This window comes from Bacillus sp. FSL K6-0923, from assembly GCF_038630825.1.
Lineage (GTDB): Bacteria > Bacillota > Bacilli > Bacillales > Bacillaceae > Bacillus > Bacillus pumilus.
Map to the genome: position 1 here is coordinate 1,431,910 of NZ_CP152044.1, position 23,183 is coordinate 1,455,092.

The window sequence follows — 23,183 nt, forward strand, 5'->3', positions numbered from 1 at the left end:
AAAAGTGCTTAAATGGGCGGCCCTTAAAAATAGGGTCGTTTTTAATTTGGCGTGAGCACTGTAACAATGAGCACAATGGCCAGCACAGAAGCGAAGACAGAGCCAGTTATAGCTAAAACGGACCGAAACAATCCGATCTTATGATTTTCTTTCCCTCGCTTTTGTAAAAAGCGTTTCGAAAAGATGTGTACCAGTGTGTAAATAAGCACAAGCCCAATATAAAGGCCGAAATCCCTCGCATTAAATCCTGTTGCAGATAAATAAATACCCATAAAGAAAATCAATAAACAGTATTCCATCAGTGTAAGTAATCTCAAATCGCACGAACTCCTTCAATAAATCATTCCCACTTATTATACCATATTGGACAATTTGCCTTCGTTCTTAGTGAGAGACGTTTCTATCAAACGTTATTCATGTTATACTTCATAATGATGAATGAGTGATGGAGGATTAATAAATGATTGCAGTAAATAATGTTAGTTTACGTTTTGCTGATCGTAAACTATTTGAAGAAGTAAACATTAAATTCACTCCTGGCAACTGCTACGGTTTAATTGGTGCCAATGGAGCTGGGAAATCAACGTTTCTAAAGATTCTTTCAGGTGAAATTGAGGCTCAGACGGGCGATGTTCATATGAGCCCTGGTGAGCGTTTAGCGATCTTAAAACAGAACCACTTTGAATACGAAGAATTTGAAGTATTAAAAGTCGTCATGATGGGTCATAAACGTTTATATGATGTGATGCAGGAGAAAGATGCGATCTATATGAAACCTGATTTCTCAGATGAAGACGGGATTCGTGCAGCAGAGCTTGAAGGTGAGTTCGCTGAGTTAAACGGCTGGGAAGCAGAAAGTGAAGCAGCGATCTTACTAAAAGGTCTTGGCATTCCAGAGAGCCTTCAATCGAAGAAAATGTCTGAGCTTGGTGGTTCTGAAAAGGTTAAAGTACTACTAGCCCAAGCTTTATTTGGTAAGCCTGACGTCCTTCTTCTGGATGAGCCAACAAACCACTTGGACTTACAAGCCATCCAGTGGCTGGAAGAGTTCCTTATTCATTTTGAAAATACCGTCATCGTCGTTTCGCATGACCGTCACTTCTTAAACAAAGTATGTACACATATTGCGGACCTAGACTTCGGAAAAATTCAAGTATATGTCGGAAACTATGATTTCTGGTATGAGTCCAGCCAGCTAGCGCTGAAACTCAGCCAAGATGCAAATAAGAAAAAAGAAGAGCAAATTAAGCAGCTTCAAGAGTTCGTTGCCCGGTTCAGTGCGAATGCTTCTAAATCGAAGCAAGCGACGTCAAGAAAGAAATTACTTGATAAAATCTCTTTAGACGATATTAAGCCATCTTCACGTAAATATCCGTATGTCCATTTTGCGCCAGAGCGCGAAATCGGGAATGATGTCCTTCAAGTAGAAGGTCTATCGAAAACAATTGACGGTGTGAAAGTACTTGATAACGTCAGCTTTATTATGAATCGCGAGGATAAAATTGCGTTCCTAAGCCGTAATGAGCTTGCTGTGTCTACTTTATTTAAAATTCTTGCTGGTGAGATGGAGCCAGACAGCGGGACATATAAATGGGGCGTCACAACATCTCAAGCCTTTTTCCCGAAAGACAATAGTGAATACTTTGAAGGAAACGATGTCGATCTAGTGGATTGGCTTCGCCAGTATTCTCCTAATGATCAAAGCGAAAGCTTCTTACGCGGATTCTTAGGACGTATGCTTTTCTCTGGGGAAGAAGTAAAGAAAAAAGCAAGCGTCTTATCAGGAGGAGAAAAGGTTCGTTGTATGTTATCAAAAATGATGCTGTCAGGAGCGAATGTACTGCTTCTAGATGAGCCGACGAACCACTTAGACCTAGAATCCATTACGGCGCTGAATAACGGTTTAATGAGCTTTAAAGGAGCGATGCTCTTCTCATCTCATGACCATCAGTTTGTTGAAACAGTGGCAAACCGTATCATCGAAGTGACGCCAAATGGCATCGTCGATAAACAAACAACATATGATGAGTTCTTATCAGATCAAGAGATTCAAAAGAGACTCGTTGAGCTTTATGCGTAAATAAGAAAAGACATCCACTTGTGGATGTCTTTTTATGGTTAAATCGCCCAGTTTCCATTACGGAAGATCGGTTCGCGTTTCCCGTCTTTAGTAATACCGTCAATATTCATTTCCTTTGAACCAATCATGAAATCGACGTGTGTAATACTGTTGTTTACACCAGCTGCATCCAATTCTTCACGATTCATCTCTTTTCCGCCTTCGATATTGAACGCATATCCGCTGCCGATGGCAAGGTGGTTCGATGCGTTTTCATCATAAAGGGTATTGTAATAGAGAATATTCGAGTTTGAGATTGGTGAATCATCTGGTACGAGAGCAACTTCACCTAGATAATGAGAGCCTTCATCTGTTTCAACGAGCGAAGTTAAAATGTCTTCGCCTTCCTTCGCTTTCACATCGACAATTCGGCCATTTTCAAATGTTAAAGTAAACTCATCAATGATATTTCCTGCATAGCTGAGCGGTTTTGTGCTTGAGACAGTCCCATTTACACCATCTTTTTTAGGTACGGTAAAAACTTCTTCTGTTGGCATGTTGGCCATGAAAGAGACGCCGCGCTCACTCACGCTGCCGGCACCTACCCAAATGTGCTGCTCAGGGAGCTCAATCGTTAAATCAGTACCAGGAGCATCATAATGAAGCTTGTGGTAGTGGCGCTCATTTAGGATTTTGACCTTTTCATTTAGCGACTCATCGTGCTTTTTCCAAGCTTCCACAGGATCTGCTTGATCAGCGCGAGCGACTTTAAAGATTTGTTCCCATAATAAAGCGACAGCTTCTTCATCTGTGTGGTCAGGGAAAATCTTTTTCGCCCAATCTTTTGATGCAGCGCCTACAACCGTCCAAGCCACTTTGTCTGATTGAACGTATTGGCGATATGTATGAAGGGCAGATCCAGCGGCTTTTTGCTGTGCAGCGATTTTTTTCGAATCAATGCCTCGCAGAAGGTCAGGGCTTTCTGACAAGATCGTGATAAAAGCGCCGCCGCGTTTTGCGATGGTTTCCATCATCTGTGCTTCCCATTCTGGGAATTGCTCAAACACATCCTGCGGTGCGTGCTCATATTTTAAACGAGCAAGAACACCGTCAGCCCAGCGGATATGTACGTTTTTCGCCCCGCGCTCATATGCATGTTTCGCGACAAGACGAACAAGGTCTGCAGATTCAGTAGATGCAGATACGACGACTTCTTGTTCTTTTTGAACATTCACACCGACTTCAACGATGGTCTTCGCATATTGATCTAGTTGTTTTTTAAATGAACTCATAAAAAAACCCTCCTTTAGTCATGTTCATCATATCAGATTTAAGACCGAAAAGGAAAATGGGGAGCACGCGAAAAGCCAAAATAAAAAAGCCGCTTTCATGCGGCTTTTTTAGCGGTTCAGTTGTTTCACAGGCTGTGCGTTAGAAGGGGGCATATGTGAAAATGACAGGCTCATTCCTCCTAAGATAATACCCGTTAAAATGACTGTGACAACAACCCGTTTACCTAAATCAAGCAACATGTTCTTCCTCCTTCACGTTTATCCATTCCTCACGATATGATCGAAATGATAAAAAAAGAAGTAGAACAAGAAGATTATTTTAATGTTTTTTGCAATTTATGAATGACTTCTAGTGAACGACCTGTTCCGATTGCGACAGATTCAAGTGGATTTGCTGCAATATGAACTGGAACGACAATTTCCTGTGAGAGCCATTCTTGAATCCCGTTTAACAAAGCGCCACCACCAGTTAAGATCACGCCGCGGTCTACGATGTCACCACTAAGCTCTGGAGGGCTGTCCTCTAATGTTGCACGAATCGCCTCTAAAATATGAAGAAGTGACTCTCGCATGGCTCCTTGAATTTCATGAGATTCAAGTGTGATTGTTTTTGGAAGACCTGTCACTAGATCACGTCCACGTACTTCTAATGACTCTGGCTCATGCTCAATGAGACCATAACCAATTTCCATTTTCACCTGCTCAGCTGTCCGTTCGCCGATTAATAGGTTATATTTCTTTCGCACAAACGTAATGATATCTTCATCCAGCTGATCTCCGCCAATTCGAATGGAATGACAAGAGACAACGCCGCCAAACGAAATGATAGCAACTTCCGTTGTTCCTCCGCCAATATCGACTACGACGTTTGCAACAGGCTCATCTACTGGAAGATCAGCGCCGATTGCGGCTGCAACAGGTTCTTCTATTAAATGCACGTGCTTTGCTCCGCAGTTTTTCACAGCATCACCGATGGCACGGCGCTCAACAGCTGTGGAACCAGAAGGTGTACATACGACGACCGTCGGTTTTCTGAAGGTAAACCCGATATTTTTTCCTGCTTTTTTCATGATTTGTTTGAGTAAATCTGTTGTCATATCATAATCAGCGATGACACCGTCTTTCATTGGACGGATCGCCACAATTTTCCCAGGTGTTTTCCCAATCATTTCTTTTGCTTCTGTTCCGACGGCAAGTACAGTTTTTGTTTCTGTATCGACTGCTACGACGGACGGTTCATTTAAAATAATCCCCTTATTTTTACTATAAACCAATATGTTAGCTGTTCCTAAATCAATTCCAATTTCGGCATTTTGAAACATGTTTTCACCCAATCTCTATTTTTGCTGTTTTAAACAATTTTACATTTAAAAGTTCAGAGGGTTGAGGTCATTTGTGGGGGTTTGTGATGACCTTGAAATGAACTTGTAAAATTCGAGTATCATTTTGACAATCACAATAAATTTTCCCTTTGTTTTTTCTTTTGTGAAAAAAATTTTTATAGAAGAGAAACCTTTTGAGAATCTCTTACGTCTACGATATATCAATTGGTGAAAAACAGATTGATCTTGAGCTAATGAAAGAAAGAGGGAACGAATTTGAAATCTATCGGAGTCGTAAGAAAAGTAGACGAACTAGGGCGTATTGTGATGCCAATCGAATTAAGAAGAGCACTTGATATTGCTATTAAAGACAGTATGGAATTTTTTATAGATGGGGATAAAATCGTCTTGAAAAAATATCAGCCAGAGGGCGTTTGCCTCATGACTGGTGAGATTACATCAGAGAACCATGATTATGGAAATGGTCAAATTACATTAAGCGCTGAAGGCGCAGAATTACTGTTAAAAGAACTTCAAGAAGCTCTTCAGCAGTAATGAAAAAAGCCTGTTCTCTTCCTTTGTGCTGAGAACAGGCTTTTTTTCTGAAAAAGTTCCTTAAAAATGCCCCATCTCCCTCAAAAAACAAGTGGAAAATGGTACAATTGACAAAGAATCTCAGGGCGGCAGGTGGAATCATTTGAACAAAACATATCAAGTGCGGATCGTGTTATCTGTTCTTGCATTTATTTTAATTTTAAGCTGGGATTTCTTTTATTATCTAGGTGGCTATCAAATTAATTGGCCGCTCGATCTAGCCTTTACAGTCCTGGTTCTAACAGGAATCTGGGTTGTCTCAGGCTATGTAGACCGCTTAAATCTACTTGTGTCAGACTTAAATACGAGAGAGAAAGAAGCACACGAACTGACAGAGCGGCTGAATCGAATCACAGATAACTTGCAAGAAATCGTCTTTGAAACAAACGAAAAAGGTGAAATTATTTTCTTAAATCAAGCATGGACACAAATGACGGGCTATGACATCGATGAATGTCTAGGCACCATGTACAATCAGTACTTTGATCAAGAGGAACGCGTGGTCCAGCATTTATTGTCTGTGATCAAGGAGCATAAGGATGCTGGGCGTGTAGAACTGCAGCTTCTCCATAAAGAGGGAAAGAAGGTGTGGGGAGATGTTCATTACAAGCTTTATTTTGATGAGCATCACCAGTTTACCGGAGGAATTGGAACGGTAGCTGATATTACGAAACAAAAGCAGGCAAAGCTTGAGCTTGAAAGATCCAATCAGCAATTGCAAATGCAGGCGCAAAAGCTGGCCGTCGCTGGACAAATAGCCGCTGGAATCGCCCATGAAGTCAGAAATCCACTGACATCAGTTAATGGTTTTTTGCAGCTGATGAAGACTCAATATCCTGAAAGAACCGATTATTTTGACATTATCTTTTCTGAAATTAAACGGATTGATTTTGTTTTAAGTGAGCTGCTTGTATTGGCTAAGCCTCAATCGGTCCATTTTCAAGAGGTCCAGCTTCATGAGCTTCTAGAACAAGTGATTACTTTATTAAAAACAAATGCCGTTCTTTCAAATATTGATCTCAAGCAGCCATTTAAAAGGCAGGATGCCGGCGCAATCCTAGCAGACGCTAACCAAATGAAGCAGCTGTTCATTAATTTAATCAAAAATGCGATTGAGGCAATGCCTGAAGGTGGCAGCATATACATATCTACAGAAAAAGTATTGAATGAATGGAAGATTACCATTCAAGATGAAGGAAAAGGGATGTCTGAAGAAGATATTCAAAAAATATATGATCCTTTCTTTTCCACGAAAAAAGAAGGGACAGGGCTTGGTCTGACCATCTGTGCGACAATTTTAAAAGATCATCACGGAAGAATGGACGTGTCAAGTGAGCTTGGGAAAGGCACAGCTTTTCATATTTATTTGCCTGTGTGTCAAAAAAGCAGACAGCAGCAAGTTGAGAGGACGTGAAGTCATGACGGTAAAAGCTTTATTTGTATATGGGACGCTATTGCAGCATGAAGAGCACCACGAAACGTACTTGAAGGAAAACAAACTATTAGCTAAATCCGCTTGGATGAGTGGAAGGATTTACGATACAGGTCAAGGATATCCAGCGTGTGTTCCTGCAGAAAAAGGCACTGTATTCGGGGAATTGTACGAGGTAACCGCTGACACGTTGAATAAGATAGACGTACTAGAGGAAGGGTATGACAAGCAGGAAATCAATATCATGACGGATCAAGGTCGGGTAGCAGCCGTGACATACACTTTGCCAGAGCAGAAGGCATCAGCGCTGAAAGAAATAAAGAGAGGGTGCTGGAAAGCTTATCAACTTTGGCAGCAGAAGCCATCAACCTTCTATTATTTTGCCTATGGTTCCTGCATGGATGATGCTAGGTTTAAGCTCGCAGAAGTCGATCATCACTTTAAACAAATCATCGGCGGTGGTGTACTAAATGGTTTTACTACGAGATTTACATTGGTGAGGCCAGATGGATCAAGAGCTGATATGGTAGAAGACGGCGGCGAAACAGAGGGTGTTTTATATGAAGTTCCTTTTGATGCCATTCGTTATTTGTATAAACGAGAAGGAGTATATGAAGGTACATATCGTCCAGCATTTGTCGATGTCAAAATAGGTGATCAAATTTACGAGGACTGTTTAACCTTTCTTGTGCTTCAAAAAAGCGAAGAAATCGCTCCGCCAGCTCATTATCGCAGTGAAATCGAAAAAGGAGCAGACCTTTACTTAAGTGAAGCGTTCCGCAAAAAAATTCGTTCACATATGGATTCATTAATCAAACCGTAGTAAAATGCATGGTAAGTGAGATAAAAGGAGTCTGAACATGAAAAAGGAATATGCAGTCATTGGTCTTGGACGCTTTGGTGGAAGTATTTGCAAGGCGCTGAGCGAAGAAGGACTTGAAGTCATGGCAATGGATATGAATGAAGATCGAGTAAACGAGTACGCGAAAATTGCCTCACATGCGGTGATTGGTGATTCGACGGACGAAAACGTTTTAAAAAATCTTGGTATTCGCAATTTTGATCATGTCATCGTTGCAATTGGCGAAAACATTCAGGCAAGTATTTTAACAACGATTATGCTGAAAGAGCTTGGCGTCAAAATGGTCACAGTGAAAGCGCAAAATGATTACCATGAAAAGGTGCTAAACAAAATTGGAGCGGATCGCGTCGTTCATCCAGAGCGAGATATGGGGAGACGGATTGCACATAAAATCATTTCAAATAACGTGCTTGATTACCTTGAGCTGTCAGATGAGTACAGCCTGATTGAGATTGTTGCAAACAACAGGCTTGCAGGGCATTCTCTTTTAGATCTTGATATTAGGGCAAGATACGGTATCAATATTGTTGCGATTAAGCGCGGAAAGGAAGTCATTGTTTCCCCGCTGGCTGATGAAATGATTCAAAAAGAAGATATCCTCATTGTCATTGGGGCAGTAGCCGATATAGGACGCTTTGAAAAACGAGAAATGCAGAACGATTATTAAACACTCCGATGACGGGGTGTTTTTTTATATGAATGTGTTCATGACAGGTGGACATTGAGATGGAAATAGACACTGAAAAGGGCTGCGTTGTTCTGTAAAACCGCGAAAATAAGCCTTGATATTTTTCATGCAATTATCACTATTCAGAAATAAAAATCAGTGTTTTGATATGGTTGATTTTCTCTAAATGTCATTGACTGGGGAAACAGATTCGTTTACGATAAGAAACATTATATTGTTTACTTGGAGGAGGCAGTGTCGTTGGATAAGGAGCTTTTCAGACATCAAATTGAGGTAGCAGCAAAGAGAAAAAAAGCAGCCCTCGTGATTAAACATGCGAAAGTCATGGATGTGTTTAACCAGGAATGGATAGACGCAGATGTCGCTGTTGAAAATGGACAAATCGTTGGGATAGGAGAGTACGAAGGAGAACAGGAGCTAGATGCATCAGGTCAAATGCTTGTGCCTGGTTTTATTGATGGCCACGTTCATATCGAGTCTTCTATGGTGACCCCTGCTGAATTCTCCAAAGCTGTCGTTCCTCACGGCGTGACAACTGTCGTAACAGATCCGCATGAAATCGCCAATGTGTCAGGTATAACAGGCATCCGTTTTATGCTGGAAGAAGCGAGGAAAGCTGCCTTACATATTTATTTCATGCTGCCATCTTGTGTACCGGCAGTCAGTTTTGAACGATCAGGTGCTACGTTAAAAGCGCAAGATTTAAAACCTCTTTATCAAGAAAAGGAAGTGCTTGGTCTTGCTGAGGTGATGGACTATGTTGGTGTGGAGCAGGCAGAAGAAGATATGCTTCAAAAGCTGCTTGATGCTCAAAACGAGAATAAACTGATTGATGGCCATCTAGCAGGCTTAACAGATCGATTAATCAACGTCTACCGGACAGCGAGTGTCCAAACAGACCATGAGGTGACAACAGCACAGGAAGCCCTTGAGCGTGTGAAAAGAGGCATGTATGTGATGCTGAGAGAAGGATCTGTTGCCAAAAACGTGAAAAATGTTTTACCCGCAGTGAATGAGAAGAATGCGAGACGCTTTTTCTTTTGTACAGATGATAAACATTTGGATGATTTAATGGCACAGGGAAGTATTGACGAGCAAGTACGGATGTCCATAAAAGAAGGCTTAGATCCATTTTTAGCCTATCAAATGGGAAGCTTAAATGCCGCAGAGTGTTTTGGTCTTAAAACAAAGGGAGCCATTGCACCAGGCTATGATGCTGATTTTATGCTTGTCTCAGACTTTCATCATGTAGACATTACAAGTGTATTTATCGCAGGTCGATTGGTTGCACAGAACGGAGAGTATAAGCCGAGTGTCGAAAAGATTGCACCGAGCCCGGCATTATTACAATCTGTTCATGCCGTAGATGTTCAAAAGGAAGACATTGCACTGCCTATCACAGGCGATCAACATATGAATGTCATCCGTATTATTCCGAATCAGCTTGAAACAAAGTTAGAACAAGTCTCTCCTTCAGAAATGAACGGACAATTTACAAGTGATACAGGCAGAGATGTATTGAAAATGGTGCTTGTTGAACGTCATCAAGGTTTATCTGAAATGGGCGTAGGGATTGTCAGCGGCTTCGGCATCAAACAGGGCGCCATTGCAACAACAGTTGCACATGATTCACATAACTTAATTGCAGTTGGTACAAATGATGCTGATATCATCAAAGCGATTGAGGCGTTAAAAGAAGCAGGCGGCGGTTTGACTGTTGTGAAAGAAGGGCAGTCACTTCATACGCTGCCATTACCAATCTCTGGTTTGTTGTCAGATCAGCCGGCACATCTCGTCAATGAAAGCCTTCATACACTTCATGAAGCGCTAAAAGAAACTGGTTTTTCCTTAGACTTTAATCCGTTTTTGACGCTGTCCTTCTTGGCACTTCCAGTCATTCCTGATGTGAAAATGACGACAAAGGGCTTGTTTGATGTCAGAAGCTTTCAGCACCTCCCAATTCAATCATAAAAAGTGAGAAACCGCATGTGTACGATGTATATATGCGGCTTTTTTTAATACTTGATGAAAAAAAGAGACACAGCCAGTCGGCTTGTGTCTCTTTTTTGATTACACTTCCATAATAATCGGTAAGATCATTGGGCGGCGTCTTGTTTTTTCGTAAAGGAAAGGAGCAAGTGTGTCCGTAATTTCGTTCTTAATTTCAGACCACTGAGTTGTCTTACGTTCCATTACTTTTTCAAGATGCTTTGAAATGAGATCTTGTGCGTCGTTAATGAGGTCGCCAGATTCTCTCATGTAGACAAAGCCTCTTGAGATGAGATCAGGACCAGCAGAGATTTTGAATTCTTTCATGTCCATGCTGACGACTACAATGACAAGACCTTCTTCTGAAAGAATGCGGCGGTCTCTTAAGACGATATTCCCGATATCGCCAATTCCGCTTCCGTCGATATACACGTTACCTGATGGAATTTTGCCAGCGACACTTGCTTCGTCACCTTTTAGTGCAAGAACTTCACCATTATCCATGATAAAGCAGTTTTCCTCAGGAATTCCGCAATCATTCGCCAGTTTAATATGCGTTTTTTGCATGCGGTATTCACCGTGAATCGGCATAAAGAATTTTGGTTTAATTAAACGGAGCATCAGCTTTTGTTCTTCTTGTCCGCCGTGACCAGATGTATGAATATTATTAAGTGAGCCATGAATGACCTCAGCGCCAGCACGGTACAGCTGGTTAATGGTGCGGCTTACACTAATATTGTTACCCGGAATCGGTGAAGATGAGAAGACAACAGTGTCTCCAGGATTAATCGAAATCTGGCGGTGAGTGCCGTTTGCAATACGAGAAAGAGCAGCCATCGGCTCACCTTGGCTCCCAGTACAAAGAATCGTCACTTTGTTTGCTGGTAGACGGTTGATTTCATTGTGTTCAATGAACGTGTTTTTTGGACATTTAATGTAGCCAAGATCTTGTCCAATATCAATAGCAGACTCCATACTTCGTCCAAACACCGCAACTTTTCGGCCATTGGCAACAGCGGACTCGATCACTTGCTGAAGTCTGTGAATGTTTGAAGCAAACGTAGCAAAGATGATACGGCCGTCGACTTTTCTAAAGATGTCATCAATGCTTTCACCTACGCGTCTTTCAGACATCGTAAATTCTGGAATTTCACTGTTTGTACTATCGGATAAAAGACATAGAACGCCTTCTTTCCCGATTTCAGCCATTTTTGTTAAGTTGGCAGGCTCGCCAACAGGCGTAAAGTCAAACTTGAAATCACCTGTATGTACGATGTTACCAGGAGGTGTCTTCACGACAATTCCATAAGAATCTGGAATACTGTGTGTTGTTCTAAAGAAAGACACAGCTGTTTTTCTAAATTTAATGGTATCCTCTTCTTCAAAAATGTGAAGTTTTGTCTGTCTCAAGAGACCATGCTCTTCCAATTTATTACGAAGTAGGCCGATTGCGAGTTTGCCGCCGTAAACTGGAATATTCACTTGCTTGAGAAGGTAAGGGATACCGCCGATGTGGTCTTCATGTCCGTGAGTGATGAAAAGACCTTTGATTTTATCTTCGTTTTTAACTAAGTACGTATAGTCAGGGATGACGTAGTCAATTCCAAGAAGCTCATCTTCAGGGAACTTGATACCAGCATCAATTAAAATGATTTCATCTTGAAATTGAACGCCATACGTGTTTTTACCGATCTCGCCTAAACCGCCGAGCGCAAAAACTGCCGCCTGATCGTTTTTTACAAATTTCATTCCTCTCATAGCTCCAATACTTTAAAATTTTCACTTTCTCGTTCATAGTCTAAAAAAGCACCGTCTACAGGCTGAATGAATTCAATGTTGTAGCTATGTTTTTTCAACTTATCGCGTACGTCTCTTTCAGAAACCGCTTCAACGTATAGTGAATCTGTGTGTTCTCTTACAGGTACCTCAGTAGTAGTTGCCTGAAAAAATACCTTATATATCATCCAAATCTCTCCTTAAATACCGTATGTTACACTCGCTATTTCTATTATATTAAAAAAACGCGCATAAGAAAAGTCTCTGAGAAAAAAGGACCCTCAGCAAATGTGCGGAAGATCCTTTTAAGCGATCGATTTTTTACGAAGCATGTCCTTCCATTGTCTTCTAATTTTCTTGCGCAGACGACGAAGCATCGCAGGTCGCCTCCTTTCGAATTGAAGTGAGATTAGACCTTGTATTCCGTTCTCTCTTTATACTTGTATTATATGACGTTTCCATTGAATGTTACATGGTTATATGTGGGAAATGGGCGTTTTCATAGGAATTGGTTTCGAAAGCAGAAATCTTTCTGTATGATGAAAGGGAGTGGGTATACATAACAAGAGACAGGAGACGGGATATGAATAAAAAAGTCATCTTCTTTGATATCGACGGTACTTTATATGATCATGATAAAAAAATACCTGAATCAACGAAGAGAGCAGTTCGTTTATTAAAAGAAAAAGGCCATCATCTCTTCATTGCATCTGGGCGTTCGCCTTTTTTAATTAAGCCTATTTTAGAGGAATTAGGGCTTGACTCCTTTATTGCTTATAACGGTCAGTATGTCATGTATGAGGGAAAAGTCATTTACGGCAATCCGCTTAAACTGGAGCTGATGGAGAAAATTTATGAAACGGCAGATCGTCATGATCATCCGCTTGTTTTCATGGGGGAAAAAGCGATGAAGGCTTCTGTGCCAAATCATCCGTTTATCCATGAGGGGATTGGGACTTTAAAAACAGAGCACCCTGAACATGATTTGTCTTACTTTAAAGAAAACGAGATTTTTCAAATGCTGTTATTCTGTAAGGCAGAAGAGGAAGTCCAATACGAGGCGTTCCGCGAAGAAATTGATCTTGTCAGGTGGCACGAGTTGTCAACAGATGTCTTGCCAAAAGGCGGTTCGAAAGCTGAAGGCATTAAACGAGTTATCGAAAGACTGCCTTACGAGCAAAAGGATACCGTTGCCTTTGGAGACGGTCTGAACGATCGAGAGATGATTTCGTTTGCTGGTACAGGTGTCGCCATGGGAAATGCTGTGAATGAACTAAAAGATTTGGCTGATTTTGTGACAAAGCCGGTAGATGAAGACGGCATATTCTATGCAGTGACCCATCTAGGCTTGATTGAAGAATAAAAAAAGAAGACCCTGAGGTTATTGGGTCTTCTTTTTAATTTATGATCTGCCGATCGCAACAGAGTTGTCTGGCTCAGCGAATGGCTGATCCTTTTGAATATGATCATAAAACATAATGCCGTTTAAATGGTCGATTTCATGCTGAAATACAATGGCTGGAAACCCTTTTAGGCGAATATCAATGTCTTCTCCTTCAAGCGTTGTGGCCTTCACCCTGATCTTTTGATATCGTGGGACAAATCCAGGAATGGCTTCATCAACAGATAAGCAGCCTTCACCTGTCGTTAAATAAGCTCTTTTGACGGAATGACTGACAATGCGCGGGTTGAAAAGGGCATAGCTGTATTCCTCTCCATCTTCATCCTCACAGTGAACAGCGATCATTCGCTTACTGACATTAATTTGCGGAGCCGCGAGTCCAACACCAGGTCTGAGTCCATACTTTTCAGCCAAGTCAGCATCTTGACTATTTTTGACGAATTCAATCATGTCAGCTAATTGCTGTTTTTCCTCTTCTGTCGGCGGGAGCTCGACGGCTTCAGCTGTTTGTCTTAAGACGGGATGTCCGTCCCGTACGATATCTTCCATGGTAATCACAAATCTTCACTCCTATTTCCTTTGTATGTAAAGTATATAAAATGTTACACAACATATGCAATGAAATAAAGAAGACCGGTCTATGAGACCGGTCAGAGGCTTAAACAGCCATTAGCAGCAGCCACCGCCGCCTAAGAATGCTGCGCCAACGATGATTAATAGGATGAAAAGGACAACGATTAAAGCGAATGTGCGTCCTCCGCCGTATCCGTAACCACCGCCATAACTTGGGTAACAACAGCCACCGCCATATCCGCCACCGTATCCATACCCGTAACCGCCGTATCCACCATACATACTTCCATGACTATAATTAGACATACTTTTGACCTCCTTTGGAAATACACTCGGCCTCTCATAAGTGAAGGCGAAGCGTGTAATATAAACTATGTATGAATGCACTATTTGTATAGTCATGCGCCTATCACTTGAAAAAAATCTTCTTCGGCTCATCAGAATGACCTCTTTCCTTGTCACAAACGCCTATAAAAATTATAGTTGTATGTGGAGATATAAAGGGGGAACCTTGTGATGAAACAAATAAGAAGAAGCATGAAAGCAGGTGCTGCTTTAGCGGGGATATGTACCCTTTTGCTGACGGGATGCGGAGGTCAAAGTTCATTTCATGACATGCAAGATGCGATGACGAAAATGAGCGAAAAAGAGGCCTCTTTTGAAAAAGAGCAAGGCACACTGCAAAGCTATGAGAAAAAAGAACAGCAGCTCTATAAAAAAATGATACAAACCACAAAGGATCACACAAAAACAGTGTCAAGCCTTTCTGATCAGGCGTTAGCATCTGCAGCGAAACGAGAAGAACATTTGAAAACAGAAAAAGACAGTATGGATGAATCGAAAAAAGAATTGAAAACGGTCAAAGAATCTGCGGGACGTATACAAGATACGGATTTAAAAGAAAAAGCAGATGAAACGGTCAAATCGCTCGAGAAAAGATATGCGTCGTATGACCAGCTTTACAAGGAATATCAAAAGGCGCTGAAACAAGATCAGCATTTGTATCAATCTTTAAAAAAGAAGGACTTAGGATATAAAGAGCTGAAATCCAAGTTGAAGACAGTGAACCGTTCTTATAGCAAAGTCAGAAAAGAAGGTAAAAAGTTCAATCAATATACAAAGCAATTGAATGAGCATAAACAGGCTTTGTCTGAAGCCGCAGATCAAGAGTCCAAAGAGAGCTGAAAAAACAGCTCTTTTGTTATTTTTCGACAAAAACAAACATTTTCTATTGTAGTACAGTAGCACACTCTATACTAGTACAGTTAGAGTTGTTTGTTAAACAGATTGATACAGCTCACCATAAAAAGTAAAGCGAATACATTTATTTAAATAAAGCCGTTAAATCAATTGACGGACTATTTTTCTTGTTGTAAACTAGTCCTTGTTAACAGAAGTTGTATTAGTTATTTGTGAACTATCGTTAATACAGTTAGAAGAACTCAAAAACGAGTGATCATTCAATGTTTCGACAACGATCCCAGTGGCTATTATATACAGGAGTCATATGCGTATTTTGGGTTATCCTATATCTGTATGTATAAATGGATTCACGACAAATTGACTGTTAAAAGAAAGGAAGAGGTGACTTTAGAATGGCTGCAAAAACAAAAAAAGCAATTGTTGATAGCAAAAAGCAATTTGATGCCATCAAAAAGCAGTTTGAAACGTTTCAAATTTTAAACGAAAAAGGCGAAGTCGTAAACGAAGCGGCAATGCCGGATCTCTCAGATGACCAATTAAAAGAATTAATGCGCCGTATGGTGTTTACACGAGTATTAGATCAACGTTCAATTTCATTGAACCGTCAAGGACGTCTTGGCTTCTATGCGCCAACAGCTGGACAAGAGGCTTCTCAGCTTGCAACTCACTTTGCACTTGAGAAAGAAGATTTCATTCTTCCAGGATATCGTGATGTACCACAATTAATCTGGCATGGCCTTCCATTAACAAAAGCGTTCTTGTTCTCTCGTGGACACTTTGTTGGTAACCAAATGCCTGAAGATGTGAATGCACTTTCACCACAAATCATTATCGGTGCACAAATCATTCAAGCTGCTGGTGTAGCTCTTGGTTTGAAAAAGCGCGGTAAAAATGCTGTTGCAATCACTTACACTGGTGATGGCGGAGCTTCACAAGGTGATTTCTACGAAGGTATTAACTTTGCAGGGGCTTACAAAGCGCCAGCGATTTTTGTTGTCCAAAACAACAGATATGCGATCTCTACTCCTGTTGAGAAGCAATCTGCTGCGCAAACAATTGCACAAAAAGCGGCTGCAGCTGGTATCGTAGGCGTACAAGTTGACGGTATGGATGCATTAGCTGTATATGCAGCAACTGCTGAAGCTCGTGAGCGTGCTGTTAATGGCGAAGGTCCAACATTAATCGAAACTCTTACATTCCGTTACGGCCCACATACAATGGCTGGTGACGATCCAACAAGATATCGTACAAAAGAAGATGAAAACGAGTGGGAGCAAAAAGATCCATTGGTACGCTACCGCAAATTCTTGGAAAACAAAGGCCTATGGTCTGAAGAAGAAGAGAATAAAGTCATCGAAGATGCAAAAGAACAAATCAAACAAGCGATCAAAGAAGCTGACGAACAGCCTAAGCAAAAAGTCACTGACTTGATTGAAAACATGTACGATGTAAAACCATTCAACTTAGTTGAACAGCTTGAAATTTACAAACAGAAGGAGTCGAAGTAAGCCATGGCGCAAATGACAATGATTCAAGCGATCACTGATGCGTTACGCACAGAACTGAAAAATGACGAAAACGTTCTCGTTTTCGGAGAAGACGTTGGTAAAAACGGCGGCGTATTCCGTGCGACTGAAGGATTGCAAAAAGAGTTTGGTGAGGATCGTGTATTCGATACACCACTTGCTGAATCTGGTATTGGCGGTCTTGCAATTGGCCTTGGACTACAAGAATTCCGCCCAGTAATGGAAATTCAATTCTTCGGATTCGTTTACGAAGTATTAGATTCTGTTTCTGGACAAATGGCTCGTATGCGTTACCGTTCTGGCGGACGCTGGCATTCTCCAGTGACAATCCGTTCTCCATTCGGTGGGGGAGTTCACACACCTGAGCTTCACGCTGACAGCTTAGAAGGTCTTATCGCACAACAGCCTGGTATCAAGGTGGTTATTCCTTCAACACCTTACGATGCAAAAGGACTATTAATTTCTGCAATCCGCGACAATGATCCGGTTGTATTCCTTGAGCATATGAAACTTTATCGCTCTTTCCGTCAGGAAGTTCCTGAAGAAGAGTACACAATTGAAATCGGTAAAGCTGACGTGAAACGTGAAGGTTCTGACCTTTCAATCATCACTTACGGTGCAATGGTTCACGAATCACTTAAAGCTGCTGAAGAGCTTGAAAAAGAAGGCGTTTCTGCTGAAGTAATCGACCTTCGTACAGTAAGCCCGCTTGATATTGAAACAATCATCGCTTCTGTTGAAAAAACAGGTCGTGCGATCGTTGTTCAAGAAGCACAAAAACAAGCTGGTATTGCTGCAAACGTAGTAGCTGAAATCAATGACAGAGCAATCCTTAGCCTAGAAGCACCAGTACTTCGTGTAGCTGCACCTGATACTGTATTTGCTTTCTCTCAAGCTGAGAGTGTATGGCTTCCAAACCATAAAGACGTGCTTGAAACAGCTAAGAAAGTTCTTGAATTTTAATTAAATGACTGAGGGGAAAAGAATTTATTTCTCTTCCCCTTTATCAATTACAAGACCGTGTAAACATACACAACAAGGATTCAACAAAATCTAGGAGGCGAAAAACAGTGGCATTTGAATTTAAACTTCCGGACATCGGAGAAGGTATCCACGAAGGTGAGATCGTTAAGTGGTTTGTAAAACCAAACGACGAAATTAATGAAGATGACGTTTTAGCAGAGGTACAAAACGATAAAGCAGTTGTAGAAATTCCTTCACCTGTTAAAGGAAAAGTATTAGAATTAAAAGTTGAAGAGGGAACAGTTGCAACTGTAGGACAAACAATCATTACGTTTGATGCACCTGGTTACGAAAATCTTCAATTTAAAGGCAGCGAAGAAGAAGGCGAAGCAAAAACTGAAGCTCAAGTACAAGGTACTGCTGAAGCTGGTAACGAGCCAGAGAAGAAAGAAGTGGCACAAGAAGAAGCGGCAGCAACTGGTGCAGGCGCACAAGAGCAAGTAGATGCTGATCCAAACAAACGCGTTATCGCTATGCCATCTGTACGTAAATATGCTCGCGAAAAAGGCATTGAAATTTACAAAGTTGCAGGTTCTGGTAAAAACGGACGTGTGTTAAAAGAAGATATCGACAGCTTCGTTAATGGTGGTTCTGCAGCTCAAGAAGCAGCGCCTCAAGCAGCTGAAAGTGCGAAAGAAGAAGCAGCTCCTAAAGCGGCAGCAGCAGCTCCAGTTCTTGAAGGAGAATTCCCAGAAACTCGCGAGAAAATGAGCGGAATCCGCAAAGCGATCGCGAAAGCAATGGTGAACTCTAAGCATACAGCTCCTCACGTAACATTAATGGATGAAGTTGATGTAACGAACCTTGTTGCTCATCGTAAACAATTCAAACAAGTTGCAGCTGATCAAGGAATCAAGTTAACTTACTTGCCTTACGTTGTAAAAGCTCTTACTTCTGCTTTGAAAAAGTACCCAGTACTTAACACTTCTATCGATGATAAAACAGATGAAGTTGTTCAAAAGCATTACTACAACATCGGAATTGCAGCTGATACTGAAAAAGGCTTGCTCGTTCCAGTTGTGAAAAATGCAGATCGCAAAGCAATTTTCGAAGTGTCTAACGAAATCAACGAGCTTGCAACAAAAGCACGTGATGGTAAATTGGCTCCAGCTGAAATGAAAGGTGCATCTTGCACAATCACAAACATCGGTTCTGCTGGTGGACAATGGTTTACTCCAGTCATCAACCACCCAGAAGTAGCGATCCTTGGTATTGGCCGTATCGCTGAAAAAGCGGTTGTTCGTGATGGCGAAATCGTTGCAGCTCCAGTCTTAGCTCTTTCCCTAAGCTTTGACCACCGTATGATTGACGGAGCTACTGCGCAAAATGCCCTTAACCACATCAAGCGTTTATTGAATGATCCACAATTAATTTTAATGGAGGCGTAATGTCATGGTAGTAGGAGATTTCCCAATCGAAACAGATACTCTTGTCATCGGTGCAGGTCCTGGTGGATATGTAGCTGCTATTCGTGCTGCACAGCTTGGACAAAAAGTAACAATCGTTGAAAAAGGAACACTTGGCGGTGTATGTCTAAACGTTGGTTGTATTCCTTCAAAAGCATTAATCAATGCTGGCCATCGTTTTGAAAATGCTAAGCATTCTGAAGACATGGGTATCAAAGCTGAAAACGTAACAGTTGATTTCACAAAAGTTCAAGAGTGGAAAGCTTCTGTTGTAAACAAATTAACAGGTGGAGTTCAAGGTCTTCTTAAAGGAAATAAAGTAGACATCGTTAAAGGTGAAGCTTATTTCGTAGACAGCAACTCTGTACGTGTAATGGATGAAAATTCAGCACAGACTTACACTTTCAAAAATGCAATTCTTGCAACTGGATCTCGTCCAATTGAATTGCCTACTTTTAAATACACAGACCGCGTGATCAACTCAACTGGTGCTTTAGCGCTTAAAGAAGTACCTAAGAAGTTAGTTGTTATCGGTGGTGGATATATCGGTACTGAGCTTGGTACTGCTTATGCAAACTTTGGAACAGAAGTTGTCATCCTTGAAGGTGGAGACGAAATCCTTCCAGGTTTCGAAAAGCAAATGAGCTCATTGGTTAAACGTAACCTAAAGAAAAAAGGAAACGTTGAAATCCATACAAACGCTCTTGCAAAAGGCGTTGAAGAAAAATCTGATGGTGTCACTGTTACGTTCGAAGTAAAAGGTGAAGAAAAAACAGTTGATGCTGATTACGTACTTGTTACTGTTGGTCGTCGTCCAAACACAGATGAGCTTGGTCTTGAGCAAGTTGGTGTTGAATTGACTGACCGCGGAGTTGTCAAAACAGACAAACAATGCCGTACAAGCGTTTCTAACATCTATGCAATTGGTGACATCGTTGATGGACCACCACTTGCACACAAAGCTTCTTACGAAGGTAAAATTGCAGCTGAAGCAATCGCTGGAGAGCCAGCTGAAATTGATTACCTTGGTATTCCTGCTGTTGTATTCTCTGAGCCAGAACTTGCAACAGTTGGATACACTGAAGCAGAAGCAAAAGAAGAAGGAATCGACATCGTTGCAGCGAAATTCCCATTCGCAGCAAACGGACGTGCACTTTCTCTTGACGCAACTGATGGCTTCATGAAGATGATCACTCGTAAAGAGGATGGTCTTGTGATTGGCGCACAAATCGCAGGTGTTGGCGCTTCTGATATGATTTCAGAGCTTAGCCTTGCAATCGAAGCTGGAGTGACTGCTGAAGATATCGCAATGACAATTCATGCTCACCCAACTTTAGGTGAAATTACAATGGAAACGGCTGAAGTAGCAATTGGAAGCCCAATCCATATCGTAAAATAATGAACTTATTAAAACCCTCTCCATCAAGGAGAGGGTTTTTTTGAGCGCTGCATGAGAAAAACCCCTCATTTCATGAGGGGCTTTTTCATATGGATTATATAAGTGCAAGGTGAGACCATTAATTTGTATTCACGCGGTCTAAAGCGTGGCATAAGGGCGATAAAATATCCTCTTTGCTGCTGACATTTCCTTCAACCTTCACTATGACTTTTTCATTATTTACAAGTAAAATAGCCGGCAATTCGTCTACTTCATTTTTCCAGCCTTTACGATCTTCTTTCACAATCATCTTTGACATTTCCTTCGGGTATTCATTCTTTAAATCGAGGACTGCATCATAATAAGGACTTTCTTTATCAAGATTTTCTGCATCTGTAAAAAAGAGAATTCTTGGTTTTTGAATATGACTGACTTGGTCTGTCTGATTCGGTATGATATACGCAAATGAGCATGAACTAAGTACAAAGAGTATGGGGAATATAATGAGAAGTGTCCTCATAAAATTCAATCTATTCACCTCAAAATCTTTTGGGGTTGTCCCAACATTTTTAGGAGCTGGTTACCTGTTAGTCACTCTAGTGTATCATGTCCTTTTTGACAATTTTCGATTGTTACTCAATTGTTACAGAATTGATATGAAGCAAAATACAATTGAAACGTTCCCTCAATATGATAAGAAAAGAGCACATATTCATAAAAAATAATTAAATGTGCCATACAATTAACCGTTGACAACTTAAATGTGACATCATATTATAGAAGTATGAAATAGATTAAACGCTTTCAAATCATGAATGAAGAAAAGGGGAATGTACGTGGGTACAATTATTTGTCAAGATTGCAATGAGACCATTGATCAATTTGAAAATGAAAAAGTGACAACACTATACGGAACGTGTGGTCACTGTCATTGCTGTGATGAAGCCTCTGAATAAATAAAAAAAGCATGCAGCTCCATTTGGGGCTGCATGTTTCTTTTTTATAAAATTGGTTTCTGTTCTTTAATGACACGGATCATTTCCAGCGTTGAATCTTCTGGTCCTTGGACAGGGAGCCCAATTTCAATGTTTTTAAAGATATAGGAGATATTTTCTTCTGTGATAATCTCTCCTGGTATAAAAATAGGTATGCCTGGCGGGTACACCATGACAAACTCTGCGATGATGCGGCCCGTTGCTTCTTTAAACGGAACCACTTCAGTTGTGGCGTAAAAGGCATCACGCGGCGTCATGGCAAGCGATGGAATCTCAGGAAGCAGGACTTCAGTTACCGCTTGTGTGCCGCTCTCACTTTTAGAGGCTGCAGCAATGTCTTTCATAGCCATTATAAGCGTATCGATTGTTTCATCAGAATCACCAGGGGTCACAATACATAAAATGTTGTAAAGGTCAGAAAGCTCCACTTCAATCCGGTAGCTTTCTCTCAGCCATTTTTCCACATCATGGCCATTGAGACCAAGGTCTTTAATTGAAATAATTAATTTCGTTGGATCATAATCGTACGTAGAAGCTGAACCGAGTATTTCCTTACCAATACACGTAATGCCATCAATTTGATTCAAACGGTTTCTCGCTGATTCAGCTAATCGGATGGCTTCATCTGCAAGTGCCTTTCCTTCAGTGGCTAATCGCTTTCGAGCGACATCAAGTGACGCCAAGAGCAAATAAGAAGTAGAGGTTGTTGTCAGCATGCTCAAAATCGATTGCACGCGATCTTTTGAGATAAGCCCTTCCTTCATATTTAAAATAGAGCTCTGGGTCAGGGAACCGCCGAGTTTATGAACACTTGTTGCTGCCATGTCGGCACCTGCCTGCATGGCTGATAGCGGGAGCTTATCATGAAAATGAATATGCACGCCGTGTGCTTCATCAACAAGGACAGGCACATGAAATGAATGGGCAATGTCTACAATCGATTTTAAGTCTGCTGAAACGCCAAAATACGTCGGATTAATCACAAGCAGACCTTTTGCATCTGGATGCTCTGTGAGTGCTTTTTTCGCTGATTCTGGTGTAATGCCGTGAGAGATGCCAAGCTCTTTGTCTATTTCTGGATGAATAAAAACAGGAACTGCGCCAGAAAATACAATCGCGGACATAATCGATTTATGGACGTTACGCGGAACGATGATTTTATCCCCAGGTCCGCATACGGTCATCACCATTGTCATGATGGCGCCGCTTGTTCCTTGAATACAGAAAAATGTATGGTCAGCACCGAAGGCTTCAGCAGCTAAATCTTGTGCTTCTTTTATCATTCCTCGAGGTGAGTGTAAATCATCAAGAGGTTCTATATTAATGAGATCAATGCTTAATGCATTGTCGCCAATGAATGCTCTAAATTCAGGGTCCATTCCAGCTCCTTTTTTATGGCCAGGAATGTGAAATTGAACTGGATTGGTTGCTGCGTGTTTTTTTAGTCCAGTATATAAGGGTGTATCATGTTGTGACAATTGCTTTCCCACCTTCGTCGAAATACCTGCTATTATTGTGCCAATAACGACAGATTTCATTGCATAAAACAAAAGAATTATATTATGAACTGATCGGAATGTAAAGCATAAAATCAATCGGTTTCTGATCGAACAGATGCTATAATAAAAGTTCAAATAAGAAATGAGTGTTAAAGTGAGGGACA

At 41.1% G+C, this 23,183-nt stretch carries 23 protein-coding genes; 13 read left to right on the forward strand and 10 right to left on the reverse strand.

Annotated elements, in window-relative coordinates; all coding sequences use genetic code 11:
- Nucleotides 1-41: 41 nt before the first annotated feature.
- Complete coding sequence (locus tag MHI16_RS07220) at nt 42-317, reverse strand: hypothetical protein (protein ID WP_034619939.1); 276 nt, start codon at nt 315-317, stop codon at nt 42-44.
- A 143-nt stretch (nt 318-460) separates the two neighbouring features.
- Between MHI16_RS07220 and MHI16_RS07225 the strand changes: the two genes are divergently transcribed.
- Nucleotides 461-2,080: an ATP-binding cassette domain-containing protein gene (locus MHI16_RS07225; RefSeq protein WP_003212114.1), complete on the forward strand. Its 1,620-nt coding sequence runs from the start codon at nt 461-463 to the stop codon at nt 2,078-2,080.
- 38 nt (nt 2,081-2,118) lie between these two features.
- Here MHI16_RS07225 and MHI16_RS07230 read toward each other — a convergent pair whose 3' ends face one another.
- The 3 genes from MHI16_RS07230 to mreBH form a co-directional block, all read right to left on the reverse strand.
- Nucleotides 2,119-3,351: an aminopeptidase gene (locus tag MHI16_RS07230; RefSeq protein ID WP_268467039.1), complete on the reverse strand. Its 1,233-nt coding sequence runs from the start codon at nt 3,349-3,351 to the stop codon at nt 2,119-2,121.
- 108 nt (nt 3,352-3,459) lie between these two features.
- Nucleotides 3,460-3,591 carry a protein YkpC gene (locus tag MHI16_RS07235; protein WP_003210922.1) on the reverse strand — a complete coding sequence of 44 codons (132 nt, stop codon included), beginning with the start codon at nt 3,589-3,591 and terminating at the stop codon, nt 3,460-3,462.
- 74 nt (nt 3,592-3,665) lie between these two features.
- Nucleotides 3,666-4,673, reverse strand: coding sequence for a rod-share determining protein MreBH (gene mreBH / locus MHI16_RS07240; protein WP_268467041.1), 1,008 nt, complete (start codon nt 4,671-4,673; stop codon nt 3,666-3,668).
- Between the two features lie 276 nt (nt 4,674-4,949).
- Here mreBH and MHI16_RS07245 point away from each other — a divergent pair, with 276 nt between their 5' ends.
- From MHI16_RS07245 to ade, 5 genes are all read left to right on the forward strand, one after another.
- Nucleotides 4,950-5,228 carry an AbrB/MazE/SpoVT family DNA-binding domain-containing protein gene (locus tag MHI16_RS07245; RefSeq protein ID WP_012009813.1) on the forward strand — a complete coding sequence of 93 codons (279 nt, stop codon included), beginning with the start codon at nt 4,950-4,952 and terminating at the stop codon, nt 5,226-5,228.
- A 142-nt stretch (nt 5,229-5,370) separates the two neighbouring features.
- Nucleotides 5,371-6,681 carry an ATP-binding protein gene (locus tag MHI16_RS07250; RefSeq protein WP_180309068.1) on the forward strand — a complete coding sequence of 437 codons (1,311 nt, stop codon included), beginning with the start codon at nt 5,371-5,373 and terminating at the stop codon, nt 6,679-6,681.
- 4 nt (nt 6,682-6,685) lie between these two features.
- Nucleotides 6,686-7,522 (forward strand): gamma-glutamylcyclotransferase family protein, encoded by an 837-nt coding sequence (locus tag MHI16_RS07255; RefSeq protein WP_058014089.1) that lies wholly within the window; start codon nt 6,686-6,688, stop codon nt 7,520-7,522.
- Nucleotides 7,523-7,559: 37 nt separating this feature from the next.
- Complete coding sequence (locus tag MHI16_RS07260) at nt 7,560-8,228, forward strand: TrkA family potassium uptake protein (RefSeq protein WP_012009816.1); 669 nt, start codon at nt 7,560-7,562, stop codon at nt 8,226-8,228.
- Between the two features lie 261 nt (nt 8,229-8,489).
- Entirely contained in the window at nt 8,490-10,220 is a 1,731-nt protein-coding gene (ade, locus tag MHI16_RS07265; RefSeq protein WP_058014088.1) for an adenine deaminase, read from the forward strand.
- Between the two features lie 99 nt (nt 10,221-10,319).
- On the opposite strand, the gene rnjA is transcribed toward ade, so the two are convergent.
- Nucleotides 10,320-11,987 carry a ribonuclease J1 gene (gene rnjA, locus MHI16_RS07270; protein WP_012009818.1) on the reverse strand — a complete coding sequence of 556 codons (1,668 nt, stop codon included), beginning with the start codon at nt 11,985-11,987 and terminating at the stop codon, nt 10,320-10,322.
- A gap of 5 nt (nt 11,988-11,992) precedes the next feature.
- Nucleotides 11,993-12,202 (reverse strand): DNA-directed RNA polymerase subunit epsilon, encoded by a 210-nt coding sequence (locus MHI16_RS07275; RefSeq protein ID WP_058014087.1) that lies wholly within the window; start codon nt 12,200-12,202, stop codon nt 11,993-11,995.
- A gap of 395 nt (nt 12,203-12,597) precedes the next feature.
- On the opposite strand from MHI16_RS07275, the gene MHI16_RS07280 reads away from it, so the two are divergent.
- Nucleotides 12,598-13,377, forward strand: a complete 780-nt coding sequence (locus tag MHI16_RS07280; RefSeq protein WP_058014086.1) for a Cof-type HAD-IIB family hydrolase — start codon at nt 12,598-12,600, stop codon at nt 13,375-13,377.
- A 39-nt stretch (nt 13,378-13,416) separates the two neighbouring features.
- Here MHI16_RS07280 and def read toward each other — a convergent pair whose 3' ends face one another.
- The gene (gene def / locus MHI16_RS07285) at nt 13,417-13,974 is read right to left on the reverse strand and encodes a peptide deformylase (RefSeq protein ID WP_044142028.1); all 558 of its coding nucleotides are present in this window, start codon (nt 13,972-13,974) and stop codon (nt 13,417-13,419) included.
- Between the two features lie 111 nt (nt 13,975-14,085).
- A complete protein-coding gene (locus MHI16_RS07290; RefSeq protein WP_151282361.1) occupies nt 14,086-14,271 on the reverse strand; it encodes a YjcZ family sporulation protein in 186 nt (61 codons plus the stop codon).
- A 234-nt stretch (nt 14,272-14,505) separates the two neighbouring features.
- Between MHI16_RS07290 and MHI16_RS07295 the strand changes: the two genes are divergently transcribed.
- The 5 genes from MHI16_RS07295 (at nt 14,506) to lpdA (ending at nt 20,546) form a co-directional block, all read left to right on the forward strand.
- Complete coding sequence (locus tag MHI16_RS07295) at nt 14,506-15,174, forward strand: YkyA family protein (protein ID WP_058014084.1); 669 nt, start codon at nt 14,506-14,508, stop codon at nt 15,172-15,174.
- Nucleotides 15,175-15,584: 410 nt separating this feature from the next.
- On the forward strand, nt 15,585-16,700 hold the full coding sequence (gene pdhA, locus MHI16_RS07300) for a pyruvate dehydrogenase (acetyl-transferring) E1 component subunit alpha (RefSeq protein ID WP_007498599.1): 1,116 nt from the start codon (nt 15,585-15,587) through the stop codon (nt 16,698-16,700).
- A gap of 3 nt (nt 16,701-16,703) precedes the next feature.
- On the forward strand, nt 16,704-17,681 hold the full coding sequence (gene pdhB, locus MHI16_RS07305) for a pyruvate dehydrogenase complex E1 component subunit beta (protein WP_012009824.1): 978 nt from the start codon (nt 16,704-16,706) through the stop codon (nt 17,679-17,681).
- 107 nt (nt 17,682-17,788) lie between these two features.
- On the forward strand, nt 17,789-19,129 hold the full coding sequence (locus MHI16_RS07310) for a dihydrolipoamide acetyltransferase family protein (RefSeq protein ID WP_058014083.1): 1,341 nt from the start codon (nt 17,789-17,791) through the stop codon (nt 19,127-19,129).
- Nucleotides 19,130-19,133: 4 nt separating this feature from the next.
- Nucleotides 19,134-20,546, forward strand: coding sequence for a dihydrolipoyl dehydrogenase (gene lpdA / locus MHI16_RS07315; protein ID WP_003211097.1), 1,413 nt, complete (start codon nt 19,134-19,136; stop codon nt 20,544-20,546).
- Nucleotides 20,547-20,664: 118 nt separating this feature from the next.
- On the opposite strand, the gene MHI16_RS07320 is transcribed toward lpdA, so the two are convergent.
- Nucleotides 20,665-21,045, reverse strand: coding sequence for a hypothetical protein (locus MHI16_RS07320; RefSeq protein ID WP_235567032.1), 381 nt, complete (start codon nt 21,043-21,045; stop codon nt 20,665-20,667).
- Between the two features lie 316 nt (nt 21,046-21,361).
- On the opposite strand from MHI16_RS07320, the gene MHI16_RS07325 reads away from it, so the two are divergent.
- Nucleotides 21,362-21,481, forward strand: a complete 120-nt coding sequence (locus MHI16_RS07325) for a GapA-binding peptide SR1P (RefSeq protein ID WP_003212464.1) — start codon at nt 21,362-21,364, stop codon at nt 21,479-21,481.
- A 44-nt stretch (nt 21,482-21,525) separates the two neighbouring features.
- Here MHI16_RS07325 and MHI16_RS07330 read toward each other — a convergent pair whose 3' ends face one another.
- Nucleotides 21,526-22,998, reverse strand: a complete 1,473-nt coding sequence (locus MHI16_RS07330; protein ID WP_058014081.1) for an aminotransferase class I/II-fold pyridoxal phosphate-dependent enzyme — start codon at nt 22,996-22,998, stop codon at nt 21,526-21,528.
- Between the last annotated feature and the right edge of the window lie 185 nt (nt 22,999-23,183).

Bases quoted from the DNA above. Each gene is read 5' to 3' on its own strand.
- MHI16_RS07225 (WP_003212114.1), top strand. From the start codon at position 461: ATGATTGCAGTAAATAATGTTAGTTTACGTTTTGCTGATCGTAAACTA.
- MHI16_RS07230 (WP_268467039.1), bottom strand. From the start codon at position 3,351: ATGAGTTCATTTAAAAAACAACTAGATCAATATGCGAAGACCATCGTT.
- MHI16_RS07235 (WP_003210922.1), bottom strand. From the start codon at position 3,591: ATGTTGCTTGATTTAGGTAAACGGGTTGTTGTCACAGTCATTTTAACG.
- mreBH (WP_268467041.1), bottom strand. From the start codon at position 4,673: ATGTTTCAAAATGCCGAAATTGGAATTGATTTAGGAACAGCTAACATA.
- MHI16_RS07255 (WP_058014089.1), top strand. From the start codon at position 6,686: ATGACGGTAAAAGCTTTATTTGTATATGGGACGCTATTGCAGCATGAA.
- MHI16_RS07260 (WP_012009816.1), top strand. From the start codon at position 7,560: ATGAAAAAGGAATATGCAGTCATTGGTCTTGGACGCTTTGGTGGAAGT.
- rnjA (WP_012009818.1), bottom strand. From the start codon at position 11,987: ATGAAATTTGTAAAAAACGATCAGGCGGCAGTTTTTGCGCTCGGCGGT.
- MHI16_RS07275 (WP_058014087.1), bottom strand. From the start codon at position 12,202: ATGATATATAAGGTATTTTTTCAGGCAACTACTACTGAGGTACCTGTA.
- MHI16_RS07280 (WP_058014086.1), top strand. From the start codon at position 12,598: ATGAATAAAAAAGTCATCTTCTTTGATATCGACGGTACTTTATATGAT.
- MHI16_RS07290 (WP_151282361.1), bottom strand. From the start codon at position 14,271: ATGTATGGTGGATACGGCGGTTACGGGTATGGATACGGTGGCGGATAT.
- MHI16_RS07295 (WP_058014084.1), top strand. From the start codon at position 14,506: ATGAAACAAATAAGAAGAAGCATGAAAGCAGGTGCTGCTTTAGCGGGG.
- pdhA (WP_007498599.1), top strand. From the start codon at position 15,585: ATGGCTGCAAAAACAAAAAAAGCAATTGTTGATAGCAAAAAGCAATTT.
- pdhB (WP_012009824.1), top strand. From the start codon at position 16,704: ATGGCGCAAATGACAATGATTCAAGCGATCACTGATGCGTTACGCACA.
- lpdA (WP_003211097.1), top strand. From the start codon at position 19,134: ATGGTAGTAGGAGATTTCCCAATCGAAACAGATACTCTTGTCATCGGT.
- MHI16_RS07320 (WP_235567032.1), bottom strand. From the start codon at position 21,045: ATGAGGACACTTCTCATTATATTCCCCATACTCTTTGTACTTAGTTCA.